19 protein-coding genes are annotated in these 20,005 nt (G+C 47.6%); 14 read left to right on the plus strand and 5 right to left on the minus strand.

What is annotated here, in order from left to right:
* Positions 1–4 precede the first annotated feature (4 nt).
* The gene (locus MKY87_RS19060; RefSeq protein WP_100526808.1) at positions 5–376 is read right to left on the minus strand and encodes an ArsR/SmtB family transcription factor; all 372 of its coding nucleotides are present in this window, start codon (positions 374–376) and stop codon (positions 5–7) included.
* 344 nt (positions 377–720) lie between these two features.
* Between MKY87_RS19060 and MKY87_RS19065 the strand changes: the two genes are divergently transcribed.
* The 7 genes from MKY87_RS19065 to MKY87_RS19095 all read left to right on the plus strand — a co-directional run bounded on the left by MKY87_RS19065 (position 721) and on the right by MKY87_RS19095 (position 9,026).
* Positions 721–3,069, plus strand: coding sequence for a heavy metal translocating P-type ATPase (locus MKY87_RS19065; protein ID WP_340965719.1), 2,349 nt, complete (start codon positions 721–723; stop codon positions 3,067–3,069).
* Between the two features lie 206 nt (positions 3,070–3,275).
* The gene (locus tag MKY87_RS19070) at positions 3,276–3,638 is read left to right on the plus strand and encodes an SdpI family protein (protein ID WP_340965721.1); all 363 of its coding nucleotides are present in this window, start codon (positions 3,276–3,278) and stop codon (positions 3,636–3,638) included.
* Between the two features lie 191 nt (positions 3,639–3,829).
* Complete coding sequence (locus MKY87_RS19075; protein WP_340965723.1) at positions 3,830–4,282, plus strand: MerR family transcriptional regulator; 453 nt, start codon at positions 3,830–3,832, stop codon at positions 4,280–4,282.
* A 229-nt stretch (positions 4,283–4,511) separates the two neighbouring features.
* Positions 4,512–5,732, plus strand: a complete 1,221-nt coding sequence (locus MKY87_RS19080; protein ID WP_062837652.1) for an MFS transporter — start codon at positions 4,512–4,514, stop codon at positions 5,730–5,732.
* 21 nt (positions 5,733–5,753) lie between these two features.
* Positions 5,754–6,176, plus strand: a complete 423-nt coding sequence (locus tag MKY87_RS19085) for a universal stress protein (RefSeq protein ID WP_340965724.1) — start codon at positions 5,754–5,756, stop codon at positions 6,174–6,176.
* Between the two features lie 244 nt (positions 6,177–6,420).
* On the plus strand, positions 6,421–7,845 hold the full coding sequence (locus MKY87_RS19090; protein WP_249913866.1) for an aldehyde dehydrogenase family protein: 1,425 nt from the start codon (positions 6,421–6,423) through the stop codon (positions 7,843–7,845).
* 368 nt (positions 7,846–8,213) lie between these two features.
* Positions 8,214–9,026 (plus strand): MerR family transcriptional regulator, encoded by an 813-nt coding sequence (locus MKY87_RS19095; RefSeq protein WP_340965726.1) that lies wholly within the window; start codon positions 8,214–8,216, stop codon positions 9,024–9,026.
* 151 nt (positions 9,027–9,177) lie between these two features.
* Here MKY87_RS19095 and MKY87_RS19100 read toward each other — a convergent pair whose 3' ends face one another.
* Complete coding sequence (locus MKY87_RS19100) at positions 9,178–9,675, minus strand: GAF domain-containing protein (RefSeq protein WP_340910619.1); 498 nt, start codon at positions 9,673–9,675, stop codon at positions 9,178–9,180.
* A gap of 185 nt (positions 9,676–9,860) precedes the next feature.
* Between MKY87_RS19100 and MKY87_RS19105 the strand changes: the two genes are divergently transcribed.
* From MKY87_RS19105 to MKY87_RS19115, 3 genes are all read left to right on the plus strand, one after another.
* A complete protein-coding gene (locus MKY87_RS19105; protein WP_036614170.1) occupies positions 9,861–10,157 on the plus strand; it encodes a hypothetical protein in 297 nt (98 codons plus the stop codon).
* A gap of 199 nt (positions 10,158–10,356) precedes the next feature.
* Entirely contained in the window at positions 10,357–10,929 is a 573-nt protein-coding gene (locus MKY87_RS19110; RefSeq protein ID WP_289391065.1) for a GNAT family N-acetyltransferase, read from the plus strand.
* Between the two features lie 232 nt (positions 10,930–11,161).
* The gene (locus MKY87_RS19115) at positions 11,162–12,667 is read left to right on the plus strand and encodes an MDR family MFS transporter (RefSeq protein ID WP_256332459.1); all 1,506 of its coding nucleotides are present in this window, start codon (positions 11,162–11,164) and stop codon (positions 12,665–12,667) included.
* Positions 12,668–13,130: 463 nt separating this feature from the next.
* On the opposite strand, the gene MKY87_RS19120 is transcribed toward MKY87_RS19115, so the two are convergent.
* The gene (locus MKY87_RS19120) at positions 13,131–13,592 is read right to left on the minus strand and encodes a MarR family winged helix-turn-helix transcriptional regulator (protein WP_017690799.1); all 462 of its coding nucleotides are present in this window, start codon (positions 13,590–13,592) and stop codon (positions 13,131–13,133) included.
* Positions 13,593–13,940: 348 nt separating this feature from the next.
* Between MKY87_RS19120 and MKY87_RS19125 the strand changes: the two genes are divergently transcribed.
* From MKY87_RS19125 to MKY87_RS19135, 3 genes are all read left to right on the plus strand, one after another.
* The gene (locus tag MKY87_RS19125; protein WP_339786549.1) at positions 13,941–15,272 is read left to right on the plus strand and encodes an MFS transporter; all 1,332 of its coding nucleotides are present in this window, start codon (positions 13,941–13,943) and stop codon (positions 15,270–15,272) included.
* A gap of 207 nt (positions 15,273–15,479) precedes the next feature.
* Positions 15,480–16,829, plus strand: a complete 1,350-nt coding sequence (locus tag MKY87_RS19130) for a hypothetical protein (protein WP_340965727.1) — start codon at positions 15,480–15,482, stop codon at positions 16,827–16,829.
* A 49-nt stretch (positions 16,830–16,878) separates the two neighbouring features.
* Complete coding sequence (locus tag MKY87_RS19135) at positions 16,879–18,309, plus strand: hypothetical protein (RefSeq protein WP_340965729.1); 1,431 nt, start codon at positions 16,879–16,881, stop codon at positions 18,307–18,309.
* Between the two features lie 79 nt (positions 18,310–18,388).
* Here the strand turns inward: MKY87_RS19135 and MKY87_RS19140 are convergent, their stop codons facing one another.
* Both MKY87_RS19140 and MKY87_RS19145 read right to left on the minus strand, forming a co-directional pair.
* Positions 18,389–18,781 carry a type II toxin-antitoxin system death-on-curing family toxin gene (locus tag MKY87_RS19140; RefSeq protein ID WP_091038981.1) on the minus strand — a complete coding sequence of 131 codons (393 nt, stop codon included), beginning with the start codon at positions 18,779–18,781 and terminating at the stop codon, positions 18,389–18,391.
* 1 nt (position 18,782) lies between these two features.
* The gene (locus MKY87_RS19145) at positions 18,783–19,076 is read right to left on the minus strand and encodes an AbrB/MazE/SpoVT family DNA-binding domain-containing protein (RefSeq protein WP_176873173.1); all 294 of its coding nucleotides are present in this window, start codon (positions 19,074–19,076) and stop codon (positions 18,783–18,785) included.
* Positions 19,077–19,271: 195 nt separating this feature from the next.
* Between MKY87_RS19145 and MKY87_RS19150 the strand changes: the two genes are divergently transcribed.
* Positions 19,272–20,003 (plus strand): ABC transporter ATP-binding protein, encoded by a 732-nt coding sequence (locus MKY87_RS19150; protein WP_340965730.1) that lies wholly within the window; start codon positions 19,272–19,274, stop codon positions 20,001–20,003.
* Positions 20,004–20,005: the final 2 nt, after the last annotated feature.

Here is a 20,005-nt window from a genome sequence, read left to right on the forward strand (position 1 = left end):
CTGCCTAGCTGTGCTTAATATGCTGGAGCGTTTGCAGGAAAATCTGCTCAATATGAGTATCATCCAGAGAGTAGTACACCGTCTTGCCTTCCTTGCGCCGCTTGACGATCCGCATGTTGCGGAGAGAACGCAGCTGATGTGAAATGGCCGACTGTCCCATGTCGAGCAGAACCGTCAGGTCATGAACACATAATTCCTTCTGTAACAGCGCATCAATAATACGTAGACGTGTGGGGTCGCTGAATGCTTTGAACCAATCTGCCATCTCGGAAGAGGTCTCCCGATCTATGAGTGAAGTGCGAATCGTCTGCACGTCCGCTTCAGTACCTGAGCAGGCTGCATCACATTCGCTTGGTGCTTTAACCGGTTGTTCCATTTCCTATCACCACCTATGTTAACTCAACATTTGCATAATTCGATTTAACCATTTGGTAAGTACAACAACTAGACGAATAAAACCATTTCGATCTAATTGTTGTGATTGGAATTCACTGGTTCGGATTTATGCAAAAGTTTAACTATAGCTCTATTATATCCAAAACCCGCCTAAAGCGAAATGATTACTATTAGCATAATCTGTATGAAAAATCAACAACGATTGTTGACACTCATGTTTAGGCGTGCATATAATAGGGGTAACCAAACATATGAATGAATGCTCATATATTGAACACAATTGAAATATAACATCGTTTTTGTACTGCAAAGGGGAGAATTCACATGGGAACCGGACAGGAACAGGTGAAAAGGGAACTGCTGCTTGATGGACTGGATTGTGCGAACTGCGCATTAAAGATCGAGAATGGCGTCAAAAAAATTAAGGGCATTAACGAATGCTCTGTCAATTTTGTTACCAAAACATTATCGCTACACACCACTTCCGACATGGATGAACAGGTAGTGGAAGAAGCAAAACGCAAAGTGCTTCGGCTGGAGCCGCATATTCGCATTTCGGAAAAAGGAAAACATGTGAACGGACATGTGCACACCCATACAGGGAGTGCAGGTAGTGCAAATAACCACAGTCATGACCATACTGGACATGATCATGGACATTCACATTCACATGGCAAACACTCGCATACTCATGATCATGGACATTCGCAGGGCCACGCACATGGTCATGTGCATGAGCACGGAAGTCATGCTGGACATGATCACAGCCATACCCATGATGATGCCCATGCAGGCCACTCGCATGAACATGGTGCAGGACAGACAAAAGTGTTGCTTGCTCGTCTTGCTGCAGGTTCTGTGCTGCTCGCAGCTGCGATCTGGTCGCCGCTGGAGGGCTGGGCACAGCTTACGCTATATGCGCTCGCCTATCTGATTGCCGGGGGAGACATCGTGCTCCAGGCGTCCAAAAACATCATCCGCGGTCAGGTGTTCGATGAATACTTCCTGATGTCCGTCGCTACCTTGGGTGCCTTTGCGATTGGAGAATATCCCGAAGGGGTAGCGGTCATGCTCTTTTATCAGCTCGGGGAGCTGTTTCAGGGCATGGCGGTTAATCGGTCACGCAAGTCGATTCAGTCACTGATGGACATTCGCCCGGACTACGCGAATATCCTTACGGGTTCGGGTGACGAGACCCGTCGTGTATCTCCGGAAGACGTACGGATTGGTGATCGTATTGTCGTGAAAGCAGGAGAGCGAGTACCGCTGGATGGTATCGTTAGAGCTGGACGTTCCATGGTGGACACTTCTGCTCTGACAGGGGAATCGGTACCTCGTGAGCTGGAGTCCGGAAGTGATGTACTGAGTGGATTTGTGAACAAAAATGGTATGTTGACGATTGAAGTGACCAAAACGTTTGGTGAATCAACGGTATCCAAGATTTTGGATCTGGTGCAGAACGCGAGCAGTCGGAAAGCGAAAACAGAGCATTTTATTAGTAAATTTGCTCGTTATTACACACCGGTTGTTGTTATCCTTGCGGCCTTGATTGCATTTGTTCCGCCGTTGATACTTAGTGGTGCAACATTTGCTGACTGGATCTACCGTGCATTGGTCTTCCTGGTTATCTCATGCCCTTGTGCGCTGGTGGTCTCTATTCCACTTGGATTCTTTGGTGGTATTGGAGCAGCTTCACGGAACGGGATTCTTGTCAAAGGTAGTAACTACCTTGAAGCGTTGAACGATGTGAAAGTTGTTGTTTTTGATAAAACGGGTACACTAACCAAAGGTGTATTCAAAGTAACAGCCATTCGTCCCGTAGGCGGACGCACGGAAGAAGAATTGATGAAGCTGGCAGCCATTGCCGAAGCCAATTCCAATCATCCGATTGCCGAATCCATTCGCGCAGCTTGGGCCAAAGCTATTCCTACGCAAGGTGTAGAAGGTTATGATGAAGTTGCCGGACACGGGATCAAGGTGAGTGTGGATGGTCAGGAAGTGCTGGCAGGCAACGCCAAATTAATGAAGCGGGCAGGTATATCCTATACCACACCAGAGACGGCCGGAACGATAGTCCACGTGGCTGAAGCTGGCAAGTATGTTGGTCATCTGATCATCGCCGATGAAGTGAAGGACGATGCAGCTGCTGCGATTCAGGCGCTGAAGAAGCTCGGCATCCGCAAAACGGTCATGCTGACAGGAGATGCCAAAGCCGTAGGTGAAGCGGTAGGACGTGAGCTGGGTGTGGATGAGGTCTATGCTGAATTGCTGCCACAGGACAAAGTCGAACGACTGGAGCAACTGGAAGCTGCCAAATCTCCGAAGGAAAAAATGGTGTTTGTCGGTGACGGAATCAACGATACACCTGTACTGGCGCGCGCCGATGTGGGCGTGGCCATGGGTGGACTTGGTTCAGATGCCGCGATTGAAGCCGCTGATGTGGTCATCATGACCGATGAACCGTCGAAACTAGCGAGTGCAATACGCATTGCAAAGCGTACACGAATGATTGTGTGGCAAAATATCGCGTTTGCTCTGGGGGTTAAAGCGATCTTCCTGCTACTCGGTGTGTTCGGCATAGCTACCATGTGGGAAGCGGTATTCTCGGATGTCGGTGTCACGGTGCTGGCTGTTCTGAACGCCATGCGTGTACTTCGTGTGAAGAATATCTAAGTTTACGAAACGATCCAGGCGGCTCTTCGTATATACGTAGAGCCGTTTTTATATTTTTTATGTAGATAAGTCTAACTAGACATTTACACGAGAACGGAGAGGACACAAATAACCTGAAGAAGCGAAGCTACATCGGCAGGTTATTCTGTCATCGGAGTGTCAGTGTAAGCAGGTCCATGGAAGACAACAGTGAAGGGGAGAACGTTTTGACAGGAGCAATAGTTGGGATCATCATTGGAGTGTGTTATTTCATTCTGGGGTTGATGGTGTTCAAAAAACCACCGAAAATGATTAACGGAATATATGGTTATCGAACTCCGCGTGCAATGAGTAATCCCGAGTTGTGGGACGAAGCGCAAAGTTATAGCGCCAATCTGATGATGCAATTTGGTGTGATTATTACGGTATTCGGCATTATCGGTTTCTGGCTTACAGATGTACGAGCTTTGGTGCTCAGTCTGGTTGCTACAGGATTTTATACGATCAGACTATTTACCAGAGTTGAAGGCCGGTTGAAGCAAATGCAACGTGCTCAACAGCAACAGCAACAGAATGAGCAGAACGTTTAAGGTAAAGTGAATGAATAGTTTACAGAGGAAGACTCGCGTGTGAAGCGGGTCTTTTTTTGTTGAAGATAGAGAATGGAAGGCGATGTTGAACTCGCTAAGGCTTTATGTTTGAAATCTAACGTTGACGTTAACGTTAAAATTATATATAATTATGTACATAACATTACAGACATATGGAAGAGGTGAGGGAAATGAGTTTATATAAAATCGACGACGTAGCCAAGGAATGCGGTTTGACCAAGCGAACCATTCGGTATTATGAAGAGATTGGTGTCATGCCTTCACCTCAGCGGACAGATGGCGGGACGCGATTGTACACTCGGGAGGATATCGATTATCTGAAAAAGGTGGTTCGCGCCAAAGAGGTACTTGGATTCTCCCTTCAGGAGTTACATACCTATGTGGCAACAGCAGATGCCTTGAACGAACAACGTTTTGACTACCAACAGACGATTGAAGTGAGAGAACGGATCGAGAAGCTCACCACGATGGAAACAACGCTGGATGGTCAGCTGCAACTGATTGAGCAGAAACTTCAGAGCATACATGCCGTAAAGACTGAACTGGAAGAGCTGCGTGAACGCGTTCGGAGCGGTATTCAGAAGTTACAGGCACATGATCCGCAGGGTGATGAAGACGGCTAACCCAATTAGCATCTAATATTTAATAAACAAAACTGTATACACATAATCGCTACATGGAGTGAGCACCATAGTACCTGTGGCGATCCTGTACAAACACCGGATGTTTCGGTGTCATTTGTGCCGTTTTGTTACCTCTAATTCTGAAAATGTATAGAATGTTTTCATTATTTTCATAGTCATTTTCAAATAAAAGTTTCATCACATAAATTATTCACAGGAGGAATTACGTATGAAAAGAGAGCCATCATTACCGGACGAATTGCCGTCATCACGTGGGGGCTTGTTATCCCAACCGCGAGCGGTATGGGCGGTTGCCTTTGCATGTATCATATCCTTTATGGGTCTGGGGCTGGTTGACCCGATCCTGCCCGCGATTGCAGATCAGCTGCATGCTTCGAAAAGCCAGGTGTCGCTGCTATTTACCAGTTATAACGCTGTAACCGGGGTAGCGATGCTGATTACAGGTGTCGTATCCAGCCGGATTGGTGTGAAGTGGACGTTGCTCAGCGGTATATTGCTGATTATTATCTTCTCGTTCCTCGGCGGTACCTCAGACACCGTAGGTGCACTGGTTGGTTACCGTGGCGGTTGGGGACTAGGTAATGCCTTGTTCATCGCAACGGCGTTATCTGCCATTGTTGGACTGTCCACGTCGGGGACAGCCAAGGCAATTATTTTGTACGAAGCAGCGCTTGGTCTCGGGATTGCGGTTGGTCCGCTGCTTGGTGGTGAGCTGGGTTCCATCTCTTGGCGTGGCCCGTTCTATGGGGTGGCTGTTCTGATGGCGATTGCCTTTATAAGCATTACATTTATGCTGCCCAAAATGGCTAAACCGAAAACACGAAGTTCTTTGTCCGATCCATTCAAAGCATTAAGTTATCCTTCATTGAAAACATTGGCGATTACCGCCTTCCTTTATAACTTTGGTTTCTTTACCTTGATGGCTTATTCACCTTATGTAATGAATCTGGATGAGCACGGCCTGGGTTACGTATTCTTTGGCTGGGGACTGATGCTGGCGATTACGTCTGTATTCGTCGCACCAAGATTACAACGCCGATTCGGATCGGTTCCGTCCATGAGTGTCATGCTTACATTGTTCGCGATTGATCTGGTTGTTATGGCAGTAGGTACGGTGATGGGTTCACCAACTACCGTTATTGTGGCGGTCATTGTAGCGGGGATTTTCCTTGGGATTAACAACACGTTAATTACAACGGCTGTTATGGAAGCTGCACCTGTGGAGCGTTCTGTTGCTTCTGCTGCATACAGCTTCGTTCGTTTCCTGGGTGGTGCACTTGCTCCATGGCTTGCAGGTAAATTGTCCGAGTGGTTCCTGCCGGAAACGCCGTTTTATTTTGGCGCATTAATGGTTCTGATTGGTGTCGTGGTACTGCTGGTACGCCGTCATCATCTGCGGGATATTGATTCCGCCATTACATCTCATTAATTCACTGGAGGAGGAATTGCAATGCTGAAACATATATTGGTTGCTGTTGATGGTTCGGATCATGCGCACAAAGCTTTGGAGCAAGCATTGATCCTGGCTGAAGATATGAAACATCCCGCAAGTCTGTTGATCGTGCATGTTAATCCTGCCATCTCCATTAATGAACCTGCATTGGGTGTTGATCTGGAAGCACGGATTGCCGAAGAAGGGCAACATATTATAGAACCAGTGACCAGACAGCTGTCTGGACGAGACGTAGCATATGAGACACTGCTGATTGCGGGTGATCCCGTTCATGAGATCTGCCGTGTAGCGCGAGAACGAGATTGTGGAATGATCGTGATGGGTACCGGCGGGAAAGGCATGCTCGCAGAGATGATCGTGGGCAGTGTCAGCCATGGCGTGTTAAAACATGCAGAATGCCCCGTCCTGACGGTTAAATAGGTTGTGAAATCCTTTATAATGCAATAGCTCAAGATCGCCACAATGGCTCATCAGGTACGTTACAAGCTATGATTACCGAATACCGTAGTGGGTTGATGGCACGGAAATAGTGTATAAATAGATTATATAAATTGAACTGAACTTTTACATGAGACAGCGATTGTATTGTTGTTGTTCTGTCATCGAAGTGGCAGTGTAACATTCTTTAGTTCAATAGGTTCTAAAAGGATGGAGGATGCAGCATATGAAAAAACAACATCTGTTTATCGGTGGCAAACTGACCGAATCCGTAGATTATAAAGAACTTCAAGCACCATACTCCGGGGAAACGCTGGCAGAAGTCTCTTCGGCTTCAGCCGAGGAAGCGGAGGCTGCTGTTGTAGCTGCGGTTCAAGCCGGGAAGGCAATGCGCCAGATGCCTGCACATCAGCGTGCAGATATTCTGTACAAGTTGTCCTCCATGCTTGAAGAACGCAAAGAAGAAGCAGCGCGAATCATAGCGCTTGAAGCGGCGAAGCCAATTACGGCAGCACTGGCCGAGGTTGACCGGACGGTGGAAACGTATCGTTTTGCCGCCGAAGAAGCCAAGCGGCTGACCGGAGAGACGGTTCCGATGGATGCAGCCAAAGGTGGAGAAGGGCGTATCGGCTATACGATGCGGCAACCTCTAGGCGTTATTGGAGCCATCACGCCGTTTAATTTTCCAATGAACCTGGTAGCTCACAAGGTAGGTCCAGCGCTCGCAGCAGGCAATACGATCGTACTCAAACCTGCGGAGCAGACGCCGCTGTCTTCCTATTACATCGCTAATTTGCTGCAGGAAGCCGGACTGCCGGATGGTGCACTGAATGTGGTGAGCGGTGATGGCAAAACCATTGGTGATGTGCTTGTGGAGCACCCCCATGTTGCTCACATTACGTTTACAGGCAGTCCAGCGGTAGGCACGAGCATTCGTAGCAAAGCAGGACTCAAACGCGTGACACTGGAGCTTGGGTCGAATGCGGCGGTGATTGTGGATAAGGACGCAGATCTGGACAAAGTGGTTCCTCGATGTGTGACTGGTGCTTTCACGTATCAGGGACAGGTATGTATCTCACTTCAGCGAATCTACGTGCATCGTGACATCTCGGAAGAATTCATCCGGCGTTTTGCTGAAGCGGCCAAACAAGTGGTGGTCGGAGACCCGCTGAGCCCGGATACGGTGGTCTCTGCGCTGATTACCTCCAAGGATGTACAGCGTACACTCGACTGGATTGAAGAAGCTAAACAGGCAGGGGCTGAAGTGGCAGCAGGCGGTCAAGCTGAAGGAGGCGTTCTGCGTCCAACGGTACTGATTAACGTTCCGCGTGATGCCAAGGTATCCTGTCAGGAAGTGTTTGCACCCATCGTTGTGATCAATACGGTAGATTCCGTTGAAGAGGGTATTGAACATGTTAACGACTCGATATACGGGCTTCAGGCAGGCGTATTTACAAATGATATTCATACCGCCCTCCGTGCTGTCGATCAGATCGAAGCAGGCGGAGTTATGATTAATGATATTCCGACGTTCCGAGTGGATCACATGCCCTATGGTGGGGTGAAACAAAGTGGGATTGGGCGTGAAGGTGTAAAATATGCTGTAGAGGAAATGACGGAATTGAAGTTTGTTATGTTTAACAAAGGGTGATTCTCTTCCATTCTTTTACTCAATATACCGTATGCCAATGAAAACATAACCACACACTCCTGTGCCAGAATAATGGCACAGGTTTTTTTATATGAAGATCATGGAAAAAGTTTCAAAAATACATATGGATTCTTCGCTGACTGCGGGTTCACATCTGATGAGACGGGTATAACATAGTTAACATACCGCAACATAACTGACCAAACGCCGCTCATATCACCGAAGCATGATGTACCCATCCAGAGCACGAGCGGAATGAAGCGGTACAGCATTGCCGAAAGTCTTATATTCTCTCATTATTCAAATACAATGCAGTATGAATTAAGCCTGAACTCTGGAGTTGCAGGACAGGCAGGAGGTGTATTCAAATGGCGTATTCCATGGTTGACGTATCGGGAATGTCAGGCGTAAGTCTGAACGAACTGAGTCAGTATGCAGAGACAGGTCTTCTTAATCCGGCTTTTGGGGATGTAGATGAGGACATCTATTATGAAAAGCAAGAATTGTTGAGACTCCAGCAAATCCTTTTCTGTAAGGAAGTAGGTATGAAGGAGAATGAGATTGGACCGATGCTCCGGGATAATCCTCAGGATGTCATACGCATCATGAAGCAGCACCGCATTGATATTCTGGAGAAGGCACTCCGTCTGCATGGATTGATTCAGACACTGGACAAAACGATCTCTCATTTGCAAGGTGAAAAGGAAATTGATGAACATGAGCTTTATTTCGGTTTTGTAAATAAGGGGCGTCACCAGTTGCTGAATGAATCGGGTTCTGACCCTGTAGTCACTAATGATATGAGCCATGTGCAGACAGAGGGTGTTCAGAGTTCCGACATCCAATCTTCCAATTCATCCACATTGCCTGAAAAGCAGGAGTTGAAGTCAAAAGAAGATTATCTGGATTCCCAGGCGAAAATTGATCAAGTTCATCTGGACTTGCAACAGGCCATTGAGGATGGCTTGGAACCCGGTAGTGCAAAAGTACAACGGATTATTGGCAGGCATCTTGAATGGATCAAAGGTTATTATACACCCACCGCTGAGATCTATCGGGATTTGGCCAATCTGTATGTGGAGCATAAAAATTTCCGTCAGATGTATGATGGTTACCACCCGAGGCTGGCTGAATTCCTGCGGGATGGGATGATGATTAAAGCGGAACATGATTTATCCTAGATGCATAAAGTAACATGGGCGAGCAAGAACATGGGTGTAAATCATAATGGATAACAAAGAGCGCAGACCTCTGAGAGGACTGCGCTCTTTGTTATTACCGGTTCTTCATCATCGTGTGTGATGAGACTCCGATCATCTTGTTCATCATTTCCTAAAGGGGTATCGTTGCCTCCAACTGCTCTGTGAGCAGGCTTACGGCTTTCTCCAGGAAGACGCGGTCTTCGTCGTCAAAACGGTTTTTGATCGGGCTGTCGATATCCAGCACCCCGTACAGTTCGCCGTTTTTGATAATAGGTACGACAATCTCACTGTTCGATGCTGCATCACAGGCAATATGGCCTGGGAAGGCATGAACATCGTCAACCACCAGGGTACGTTTTTCTGCAGCAGATGTGCCGCATACACCACGTCCCAATGGAATTCGGATACAGGCAGGCAGTCCTTGGAATGGCCCGAGGACCAGTTCTTTTCCATCATACAGATAGAAGCCGACCCAATTGGTGTCGGTCAGAAATACATTGAGCAGCGCAGCAGCGTTCGCCAGATTGGCAATCGCACTAGGTTCATCGCGGATCAGAGCACTTAACTGTCCCAGGACGGCGGTGTGCTGCTCACTTCGTGTTCCTTCATAGGAAACAGCTTGAAACATGGTAAATCACCCTCCCGAGCAAAATGGTACTTATTTTCAAGATAGTGCAGAGGATGCGGTTAGTCAAGCGGAGGATTTCGGAAAGGGAAGGGAATACCTGAAGAATCCTCCTGTTTCTCAGCTTCTTGCGTGGGGTAATTACTTAGCAACCACGGAGGGCTATAACCCGGGAAGGAGCTTGGCTTATGCATGCAGAGGTACAGAATCTTTTTGTACGGATTCATCTACTATATTTCGCGCAAAATCAGGATTTGAACGTTAGCGAGGCACTGCCCCTATTGGAAGAACGGGGATATCGCGTTGGAGAGCGGGAGATCAAGCAGGAGCTTGAACACCTGACACAGGAGAATTTCCTGACCGCCCACGGGGACCAATGGAGCCTAACCGGGACTGGCATCGAAGAATTCAAGGAAATCACGGCTGTGTTTGGCCGGGTTAGCGATGAATTACTGGGGAAGGGCAAGAAAACGTCCAAAGCTTAAAATTCATTTGGACAAGCCATGATTCCGTAATTCACTCAAACTTGAATGGATCCATACGTACAACAAGACCGGGAGCGACATTGGCCCGGTTTTTTGACGTGTGTCCATGACTGAACAGTTGCCATTCAGCGCAGGTTATGATTAGATGACTAGTGAATATTATGGTCTGCGGAGATAGATCGGATCGGAGTGTCTTTATATGTATAAATGCAAAGGAAGAATTCCCGAAATGGAGACTGCGCGGCTTCGTCTGCGTAAAATGCGTCGCCGGGATGCGGCCCAGATGTTCGCATGCTGGTCAGATCGCGAGGTGACCCGTTACATGAATCTTGCACCCATGATTGGGACAAGCGAAGCGGCGGACATGATCGCACTGCTCAACCAAATGGCAGGGGAAGAGGATGCGATCCGCTGGGGGATTGAACTCAAAGAAACAGGCAAGCTCATCGGAAGCTGTGGATTTAACACATGGCAGCTTGAAGGCGCATTCCGGGGTGAGATTGGTTATGAGCTGGGACGTGATTATTGGCGCCACGGTTATATGACGGAGGCTTTCTCTGCATTGCTGCCTTTTGGATATGAGACCATGGGTCTTAATCGGATTGAAGCGCTGGTTGATCCGCGTAATCTGGCTTCCGGCGAGTTCCTGACAAACCGCGGCTTCACGCGAGAAGGGCTGCTGCGACAAGTACAACATACGTCCACCGGATACAAGGATATGGTGATGTATTCGATGCTGTATGATGAGTTTCTTCGTAAGAAAAGTAAATAAAAGAAAAAATATATAATTTTTTTTTAATTTACACGTAAACGGAGAAACAGAACAAAGCTGGAGAAGCGAAGCGTTCGCCTTTATCACCGGATTTCTCGTTTAGAGAGGAGAAGAAAAAATCTGGGGATAACAGCGATCGGAAGCTTGTTCTGGTTCGTAGTAGATGTGTAAATTAACGTACAATTATATAGAGAACAAAGAGAGAAGGGTTTGTGTGAATGCAACTGGAGGTTTGAAGCGCAGTTTCATCTTGACCGGGCTGTTGCTCGCGACATTTCTGTCAGCGATTGAAGGCACCGTAATTGGTCCGGCAGGGCCGACCATTGTCAGTGAGCTGGGGAGTGTACAGCTGCTGAGCTGGATTTTCACCGCATACCTGTTAACGATGGCTGTGAGTACGCCCATTTTCGGTAAAATCAGTGACCTGTACGGACGAAAGCCTGTATTTCTGATTGGCTGTGCCTTATTTTTACTGGGTTCCCTCTTGTGCTGTCTGTCGCAGAATATGGAGCAGTTGATTATTTTCCGTGCTATACAGGGGATTGGTGCAGGTGCGGTAGTTCCTGTTACATTTACGATTATTGGGGACATCTACGCCATTGAAGAACGTGGCAAAATTCAGGGCTGGATCAGCTCCGTGTGGGGCATTTCCTCTCTGGCGGGACCGCTGCTTGGCGGTTATTTTGTAGATAATCTGGGCTGGCAGTGGATCTTTGGTTTTAATGTGCCGTTTGGTCTGCTCGCGATGTGGTTTGTATTTCGTTATCTGAAGGAAGATATCTCTCCACGTACAGCCAAAATTGACTATGTCGGTGCGCTGACCTTCACGGTGGGCATTACCGCATTGTTATTTGTCCTGTCGGCGGGTGGGCAGTATTATGCCTGGAGCTCTCCGTTGATTGTAGGACTGAGTGTGGTTGCCGCTCTGTTTATTATTTTATTTTTTGTGGTGGAAAAAAAAGCTCAGGCCCCAATGGTTCCACTACATTTGTTCCGAATTCGTGATATCCGTGTGGCGAATATCGCTGGACTCCTGACCAGTACTTTGATGATCGGCCTGACCAGTTATTTGCCGCTCTGGGTGCAGGGGGTTCGGGGAGGTAATGCGACGGAATCCGGATTGCTGCTCGCGCCGATGTCGGTAGGTTGGCTCATTGGTAGTGTGTTGGCAGGCCGCCTGTTGATGAAAATTGGATCACGGTTGACCGCATTGATTGGATTAACGGGAATTGCGATCGGATCGGGTGGACTCTTTCTGGTGGGCGGGACATCCCCGCAGGCTGTGCTATTTATATTGACCTTTATTTATGGTCTCGGCTTCGGGTTTGCATTCACGATCTTCACCATTATTGCGCAGTCCTCCGTAGGGTATAAGGAGCGTGGCTCCTCTACGGCACTGCACACGTTCATGCGTACATTGGGACAGACGATTGGTGCAGCGGCTTTTGGCACCTGGTTGAACTATCGGATCTCAACGTTATCGAGTGAGCAGAATCTGGCGGAGGCTGGAATTTCGGAGAATGATCTGAATGAACTGCTCGCACCACATACGGATGCAGCACTATCAGATGATAAATGGGCGCTGCTGCGTAACGTGCTGGAAGGAAGCTTGCATTCCCTGTTTGTGATTATGTTTGTCATTGCACTGGTCTCGTGGGTAACGACGCTTGCTCTACGCAAACGTTTAATTGTACCCGAAGATGCAGATGCTCCCCCGCAGCCACAAGGCTCAAAGTAAAGAAGATATATACGAAAAACATATGAAAAACCGGATTCGCCGATGTGAGGCAAATCCGGTTATTTTTGTTGATGGCACATGTGCAGTGGACTAGAGTGTAACTTCAAACTCAGGCAAGTGATACGTTGGGGGATGCCCGGGTCTAAAGCATTTTGAAGTACAGGCTGGCTGATCCTGGTGAATCGTCCAGATGAATTTCTTAGGAACTGAGGACGTCTTATTAGACCTTCTGCTCCTCTTTCTAAATTGTAAGGAACATGAGACACCTTATTTCCCGAAATCACCTGAAAAACACGTTGTAAACGGCTGTTTATTCAAAGATAGCGTGTGTCAGATTCCTTAAAATGCTGCGAGCGCTTCAAACCCCTGAATAAGACGTCACAGGTTCGTTAGCGCTCCCGCTCCATATCTTCTCCAGTACATTCTGTTACGCTCCCGCTTTCGGCAGGTTTGAAGATACACTCTAGCTGCTTGCTGATAAACGGTCTGCAGAATGTGCAAGCCTTCCCAAGAGTTCGGATAGCAATTCCTTGTCTTCCTCGCTCAGTCCACTTACCGCCCGATCAATCTTCAACGCATAGCCTGGATAGATGTCATCCATGGTACGCTGTCCTTCTTCGGTCAGTTCCACAAAGATGATACGTCTGTCTTGCGGACAATGTTTGCGGTGTAACAATCCTTTTTGCTCGAGCTTATCGATCACATAGGTCACATTACCACTTTGCAGCAGAAGTTGTGCGCCAACCTGTTGAATCGGCTGAGCTCCTTTCATATATAACACTTCGAGCACCCCGTATGCGGTGGGGTTGAAGCCATGCACTTTGCTTCCGGATACAGCGTGTTCATTCACGCTCTTGAATGTCTGGGCCAAGGTGCGGTACAGATGAAGTGAACGTTCGGTTCCGATTTCTTGTAATTCCAGCATGCTGATCCCGCCTTTTCAGATTAGTTTTATAAGTTGAAATGAGGAAGAGGGGTCCTCTCCGTTATGCTGTTCATGTAAAAGAGTATTTCAACTTATATGAGTTGGTTAGTTATGTTTGACGATTCAGGTTGTCGCCATGGTTTAATTGTAAACTTCTATTTCTACGAAAAACATGCGATATGTCACAAGATTTGCATTTTTAGCATTTAAAATTTGATCATTCATTATGCTGAAAAAATCATCCTTCAGATATCGCGTTTTCTCCGCCTCTGGCAGGAGGTCGAGTCAAGGGCTGCTCTATATAATGAGTTCATACTATGAATTGGAATATAATGGAGGAGAAGAAGGATGACAAGTGATTTAACGTTTGCAGGACAACGACCGCTGAAAAATAACCGATCTTTTGTAACATTGATGGTGGCACAGGCCATTTCCAATCTGGGTGATTGGCTGCATCTGCTCGCAATCCTGACCCTCGTGGGTATCCGCTGGAATGCAACGCCATGGGAGATTACATTTGTCACACTTTCCGCAGCACTGCCTATTCTGTTGACAGGGCCATTCGCAGGCACGCTTGCAGATCGCCTGAACCGAAAATGGCTGATGATTGTAGCTGATGGTGCACGGATCATCATTGTGGGTGCATTAATTTTTGCTGACCAGATCTGGCACGTGTACATACTGCTTGTCCTCAAATCCCTGTTTGATGTAATCTTCTCTCCGGCCAAAAACGGAAAGCTGAAGGAAATTGTACCTCGCGAACAGCTTGCGCAAGCTGTATCCATCAGCTCGGTGATCGAACAGATGTCCAAAATTATCGGTCCAGCGCTTGGTGGACTGCTGGTAGCCGCTTTTGGCATCACCTGGTGTTTTGTTCTCGATTCAGCCTCTTTTCTGATCTCCGGCATCATTTTATTGTGGATTCCTGGAACTCGGGTGATCCAATCTGCAATTCATAACGTAACAGAAGTAGAGGAAGAGACAGCAGGGGATGTTCGCAACCGCCCAAAAGACTCTTTTTGGAAAGAAACACAGGAGGGCATCCGTATGCTCGCATCTCTCCCTCATGTAGGAACGTCTCTGATTTTGCTTGCTTCAGCCATACTTTTTCTGCAATTTGCCGATTCACAGACTGTGGTGTTATTCAGACAACTTCCCGGAATTTCAAGTGATCTGCTGGGATGGTGCGTGGCAGCCAGTGGCGTAGGCACATTAATTGCGGCGATGAGTGTGCGGAAGTGGAAGCATGCAGGGCATGTTTTGAAAATGGGTCTGGGTACCATACTCATGGGTCTGGTTATCGGCGGAGCCGGAGTTATTGTTGGGATTTGGCCGCATGCCGGGCTAGGTGCCAATCTGTTGTTAGTATCCCTTTTTGCCCTGGCAGGTGTCGGAATTGGGTTTGCGATTGTACCCTTTCAGATCCTGTTGCAGGAACAGACACCTGAGGCAATGACAGGCAGGGTATTTGGAACGGTAGGCAGCGTAATGACAGCCAGTAATATTATGGGCCCGGTGGTAGGCGGATTCATGGTCACCTCATTTGGTGTAGTGCCGGCTTTTGTCTGTTCAGGCATTTTGCTCACCCTGCTTGGGTTGATTTATTTGATGAAACGTAGCGGGGAAAAAGCCGATCTGAATGGCTCCATTGCAGCCAAGACCATGGTTGCAGGCGACTGAAAACAGGCCGAATCTGCTCAGGTTAGAACAGTTGAAATGAAGGTTTGAATTTACTTCAAATTTTAAGTTTATGATTAAAAAGCGTTTGAGTAAACGCCTTCACGTTTAATGAGGAACAGGCATAAATCCCTGTATTCAAATTATTCCTAGGGGAAAACTCATATGCCTTGTCCCACCAACGCATTAGCGGAAAGGGGGTGAAGCAACTTGAATGTAAAGTTACCAAAATCCATAGTACGTCTTGGAAGCATACCACTGGCTATACTTGCCGGGACTTTGCTTCTGGGAGTTGGATCGTCACATGTATACGCCGATGATGCTCAGGTATCTTCTGAAAAACCGTCCAGCGGATTGTCGCTAAATTTGTTTTCACGTGATTCGGATGGCGGGTTGAATCTGACTCCGTCGGTATCGGTATCCACACCACTACTGGATGTTGAAGTTCCGTCGATCAAAGCGAACGAATCCACAGGTAAGCTGAGTGTATCTGAGCTGAAAGTAGATACACCGCTTGGATCGGCCGGAACATCAGAGATTGGGATTGATGCGAAGAAGGGAAACGTCGAACTGCCGTCTGTACAGGCGGATACACCGGTGATCAAAGCCGATGTATCAAGCAGTCAGGTGAACCTCAACGAAGGTACAGCTTCCTTGCCTGGCGTTACCGCAGAGGTACCCAAAGTGATCAAGGCAGAGACGTCTGCTGTGAAAACAGACCTTCGACAGGGTAAGGTTGAATTACCTTCCGTGAAGGTGGATGTACCCGAGGTTACTTCGGTCAATATCTCTTCATCCCGAGTGGATCTGAGTAAGGGAAATGTCCAGCTCCCTTCTGTGAGAGCAGAAGTTCCAGTTGCAGACGTATCCGCTGAACTCAATCCTGATCAGGAAAAGGTGGAGATTCCGAGTGTGAAGCCGGAACCGCCTGTAGTCACTCCGGAAAAGCCGACGGTTGTCAAAACACCGAATGTTGAAACTTCCAATACGAGTGCACTCTCAAATCCTGTCTCATCTCAGAACAACGAGGAAGGACTGGACGCAGTACAGGTTACGGGCAAAGTGATTAAGGTCACCCCGGAACCAGAAGTACGTCCAGAACAACCTGTTGTCACGCAGGCATTGCCTGTAGAAGGGACCGATCTGACGCCGGATTCCGATGTTAATGCAGGTTTGCCCGATAACGAGTTATTCCTCGTAGATCAGTCATCTGCTAAACCAACTGTCACTGAACAAGTGCAGAGTAACCAGGAAGCCATTCTGAAACAAGATGATGCTGATGCAGCATCTCCATTGCAGCCTCGCACAGAACGACCAACCAGTTGGTCTGTTGCAGCAACTTCTCCCGGAGCAGCTAATGCTTCCGCCGGGACAAGCTCCGGTTCGTCCGGTGTAACTGGAGGTGGAGCAACCGCTCCAGCCGCTGCACTTCCGGGAGCAACAACGGGTCTGGTTACGCCAGATTACGATTTTGCTTTCCGAATGGAACGGCTCGATGGATTCAGTCAATGGTCACAGGCACCGCCTGGGCGGCCGCCGCAATATACCTCTTTCTCTTAGGCAACAATGGCGTTAATTCAACCAAAATTGAGAAGGAGTGTATATCATCATGAAAAAAGTGAATCGTTGGGTAAAATTGTCGGTATTGTCGGGTACGTTGGTGGCTGGATTGCTGGGAGCTTCGCAGGCGACTTACGCAGATAGTTATAGCAATAACAGCAGTGGCAATCTGGATCTGAATGCAGGTTTGCGTCTGGAGTTGGGATCTCTTCTGTCAGGACACCGTGACGCGGGTTACGGTAACTATGGTAGTTATGGAGGTTCATCCAGTTCAAGCGGAGCATTGAATTTGGATCTTGGACTCAATGCCGGCTTATCCTCAGAGAGCACGAACCGATACAATGATCGTTCTTCCGACCACACTGCGGAGCGTAGTAGTTCTGGCAAGCTGGGCCTTGGCTTAAATGCCAATGTGTCGGGAGAAGGTACAACGATGAGCGATTATTCACGAGGCGGCGATGATTGGAACGTAAACAGCAGCTATGCGAGTGAAAGTCGTGGAGCGCTGGGGCTTGGTCTGAACATGAATGCCGAAGGAGAGAGTGCGACGTGGACTCAATCCGAACGCAGCAACAGCGCGAAAGCCAGCGAACGTAACGTGAGCAAAAACGTTGCGAGCGAAAGCCGTGGCGCTTTGGATCTGGGTCTGAACGTGAAAGCCGAAGGAGAGAGTGCAACGATGGCTCAAACTGAACGCAACAACAGCGTGAAAGACACCAAGCGTAACGTGAGCAGTAATTTCGCGAATGAAAGTCGTGGAAGCTTGGATCTGGGTCTGAACGCGAAAGCCGAAGGAGAGAGTGCAACGATGGCTCAATCCGAACGCAACAATAGCGTGAATGACCGTGAGCGTAACGTAAACAGTAGCACTGCGAGCGAAAGCCGTGGAGCACTGGATCTGGGTCTGAACGCAAAAGCTGAAGGAGAGAGTGCAACATGGACTCAATCCGAACGCAACAATAGCGTGAATGACCGTGAGCGTAACGTAAACAGCAACTACGCAAACGAAAGCCGTGGCGCACTGGATCTGGGTCTGAACGTGAATGCCGAAGGAGAGAGTGCAACATGGACTCAATCTGAACGCAACAGTAGCGTGAAAGACAATGAGCGTACCGTGAACAGCAGCTATGCAAGCGAAAGCCGCGGAGCACTGGATCTGGGTCTGAACGCGAAAGCAGAAGGTGAGAGTGCTACAGTAGCTCAAACTGAACGCAACAACAGCGTGAAAGACACCGAGCGTACCGTGAGCAGTAACTATGCAAACGAAAGCCGCGGCGCACTGGATCTGGGTCTGAACGCAAAAGCCGAAGGAGAGAGTGTAACGATGGCTCAATCCGAGCGCAATAACAGCGTGAATGACCGTGAGCGTACCAACAGCAGCAGCTATGCGAGCGAAAGCCGCGGAGCACTGGATCTGGGTCTGAACGTGGATGCGGATGCAGAGAGTGAAACTACATCTGTGGTGGAGACAAATCGGTAATATGAGATTTTCACTGTAATATGAAGAAGCAGGGGCTCCGGAACCCCTGCTTCTTTTTTGCATTTATAAGACATATGAGTTAGCGTTCTTCTGAATGTTCTTCTAATAAGTGTACTATCTTTTCAAATGTATACTCGCCTTCGGCAATGTTGACCATAAATTCTACGGCATATTTACGTTCCATCTGCAAATGGTAGCCATTCACTCGCAGAAAGGACTTGGTTACAAGATAAGCTGTACGTTTATTTCCGTTATAGAAACAGTGGTTTTTAACCAATGACTCTAATAAGGCAGTAGCTTTATCAAATATGGAAGGGTAGGCATCCTCTCCAAACAAACTTTGGAGAGGTCTATTTATCGCAGAATCCAACAAAGCAGAATCCTTAACCCCAGCTTGTGCTGTATCATTCATCTTCTTCATCATAAAATGGTGAGCGGCTACTACTTCTTCAATGGAAAGGAATATGGTCATCTTAACGATCCCTTAAATCATTTAGGATATCCTCATCTTCTTCGAAAACGTCGAAGAAAGCTTCCAGTACTTCGGGTCTTACATGTTCGGGTATTTTCATTTGTTTAACCTTTTTTAGTACAATTTCTCCCTGACTATTTTCAATAAATTCAATCTCATCGCCCTGAGAAACATGGAGCTTATCAATCAAAACCTTAGGCAAGCTAATGCCCAAGCTGTTTCCCATCTTGCCTATTTTGCGAGAAAGAATTTTTCTTTTGGAATGCTCCTCTTTCATCTGAGCCCCACCATTCATGATATATTCCTCCTATAGTATGATCTAACTTATGAAAGTAATACATTTGTATGTAATAATGTTAGTATGTAATAACATTATAACATGGTTTGTACTTCAAAATGCTCAAAATGATCAAACACACAGCCCGTAACTCGATTACAATAAAACATAAAGAATGAAATAAACGCCTGATTAGAACAGGGAGTGAATGATATGGGAACGGAATATAAAAGCACGGAAGTACAGGAGTCCATATTGGACGTACATATTACCGAGGCAGGATACGAGCCGGGACAATCGACCATACGCAATATTCGAATGAATGTGGCGCGAGGAGAGCTGGTAGGCATTATCGGACCAAATGGTGCGGGCAAAAGTACCACCATCAAAACGCTGCTTGGTCTGCTGGAACATGCGAACTATGAAGTGACGATTGGAGGAGATGGTCGTTATGCCTATATCCCGGAGCAACCGGTTTTTTATGAATATATGACGCTATGGGAACATCTTGATCTGGCTGCAGCGGCGTATGAAATGGAGGAAGAAGCTTTTGTTGCCAGAGCGGAGGAGCTGTTGATTCGTTTCGGTATGGACCACGTTCGAAATGATCTTCCAGCCAGTTTCTCAAAGGGCATGCGGCAGAAAATGATGCTGATGATTGGATTTCTGTCTTCGCCGGATATCTATATTGTGGACGAGCCTTTCATCGGACTGGACCCTCGTGCAACCAAGGATTTTCTAAAATTGCTCGATGACGAACGTCGCCGCGGTGCGGGTGTGCTCATGTCTACGCATGTGCTGGATACCGCTGAACGAATCTGCGACCGGTTTATTCTGATTGCTTCGGGCAGATCTGCTGCCGAGGGAACATTGGATGAGATCCGTGAAGCGGCAGGATTGCCGGAAGCCTCTTTGTTTGACTGTTTTGATATACTGACGTCTTAGAT

This window comes from Paenibacillus sp. FSL R7-0198, assembly GCF_038000415.1.
Lineage (GTDB): Bacteria > Bacillota > Bacilli > Paenibacillales > Paenibacillaceae > Paenibacillus.

What these genes read in the sequence shown, in the direction of transcription:
- MKY87_RS19080 (WP_062837652.1), top strand. Translation starts at nt 4,512, where the DNA reads ATGAAAAGAGAGCCATCATTACCGGACGAATTGCCGTCATCACGTGGG.
- MKY87_RS19125 (WP_339786549.1), top strand. Translation starts at nt 13,941, where the DNA reads ATGACAAGTGATTTAACGTTTGCAGGACAACGACCGCTGAAAAATAAC.
- MKY87_RS19095 (WP_340965726.1), top strand. Translation starts at nt 8,214, where the DNA reads ATGGCGTATTCCATGGTTGACGTATCGGGAATGTCAGGCGTAAGTCTG.
- MKY87_RS19145 (WP_176873173.1), bottom strand. Translation starts at nt 19,076, where the DNA reads ATGAATGGTGGGGCTCAGATGAAAGAGGAGCATTCCAAAAGAAAAATT.
- MKY87_RS19135 (WP_340965729.1), top strand. Translation starts at nt 16,879, where the DNA reads ATGAAAAAAGTGAATCGTTGGGTAAAATTGTCGGTATTGTCGGGTACG.
- MKY87_RS19105 (WP_036614170.1), top strand. Translation starts at nt 9,861, where the DNA reads ATGCATGCAGAGGTACAGAATCTTTTTGTACGGATTCATCTACTATAT.
- MKY87_RS19150 (WP_340965730.1), top strand. Translation starts at nt 19,272, where the DNA reads ATGGGAACGGAATATAAAAGCACGGAAGTACAGGAGTCCATATTGGAC.
- MKY87_RS19065 (WP_340965719.1), top strand. Translation starts at nt 721, where the DNA reads ATGGGAACCGGACAGGAACAGGTGAAAAGGGAACTGCTGCTTGATGGA.
- MKY87_RS19140 (WP_091038981.1), bottom strand. Translation starts at nt 18,781, where the DNA reads ATGACCATATTCCTTTCCATTGAAGAAGTAGTAGCCGCTCACCATTTT.
- MKY87_RS19090 (WP_249913866.1), top strand. Translation starts at nt 6,421, where the DNA reads ATGAAAAAACAACATCTGTTTATCGGTGGCAAACTGACCGAATCCGTA.
- MKY87_RS19085 (WP_340965724.1), top strand. Translation starts at nt 5,754, where the DNA reads ATGCTGAAACATATATTGGTTGCTGTTGATGGTTCGGATCATGCGCAC.
- MKY87_RS19120 (WP_017690799.1), bottom strand. Translation starts at nt 13,592, where the DNA reads ATGCTGGAATTACAAGAAATCGGAACCGAACGTTCACTTCATCTGTAC.
- MKY87_RS19110 (WP_289391065.1), top strand. Translation starts at nt 10,357, where the DNA reads ATGTATAAATGCAAAGGAAGAATTCCCGAAATGGAGACTGCGCGGCTT.
- MKY87_RS19075 (WP_340965723.1), top strand. Translation starts at nt 3,830, where the DNA reads ATGAGTTTATATAAAATCGACGACGTAGCCAAGGAATGCGGTTTGACC.
- MKY87_RS19100 (WP_340910619.1), bottom strand. Translation starts at nt 9,675, where the DNA reads ATGTTTCAAGCTGTTTCCTATGAAGGAACACGAAGTGAGCAGCACACC.
- MKY87_RS19060 (WP_100526808.1), bottom strand. Translation starts at nt 376, where the DNA reads ATGGAACAACCGGTTAAAGCACCAAGCGAATGTGATGCAGCCTGCTCA.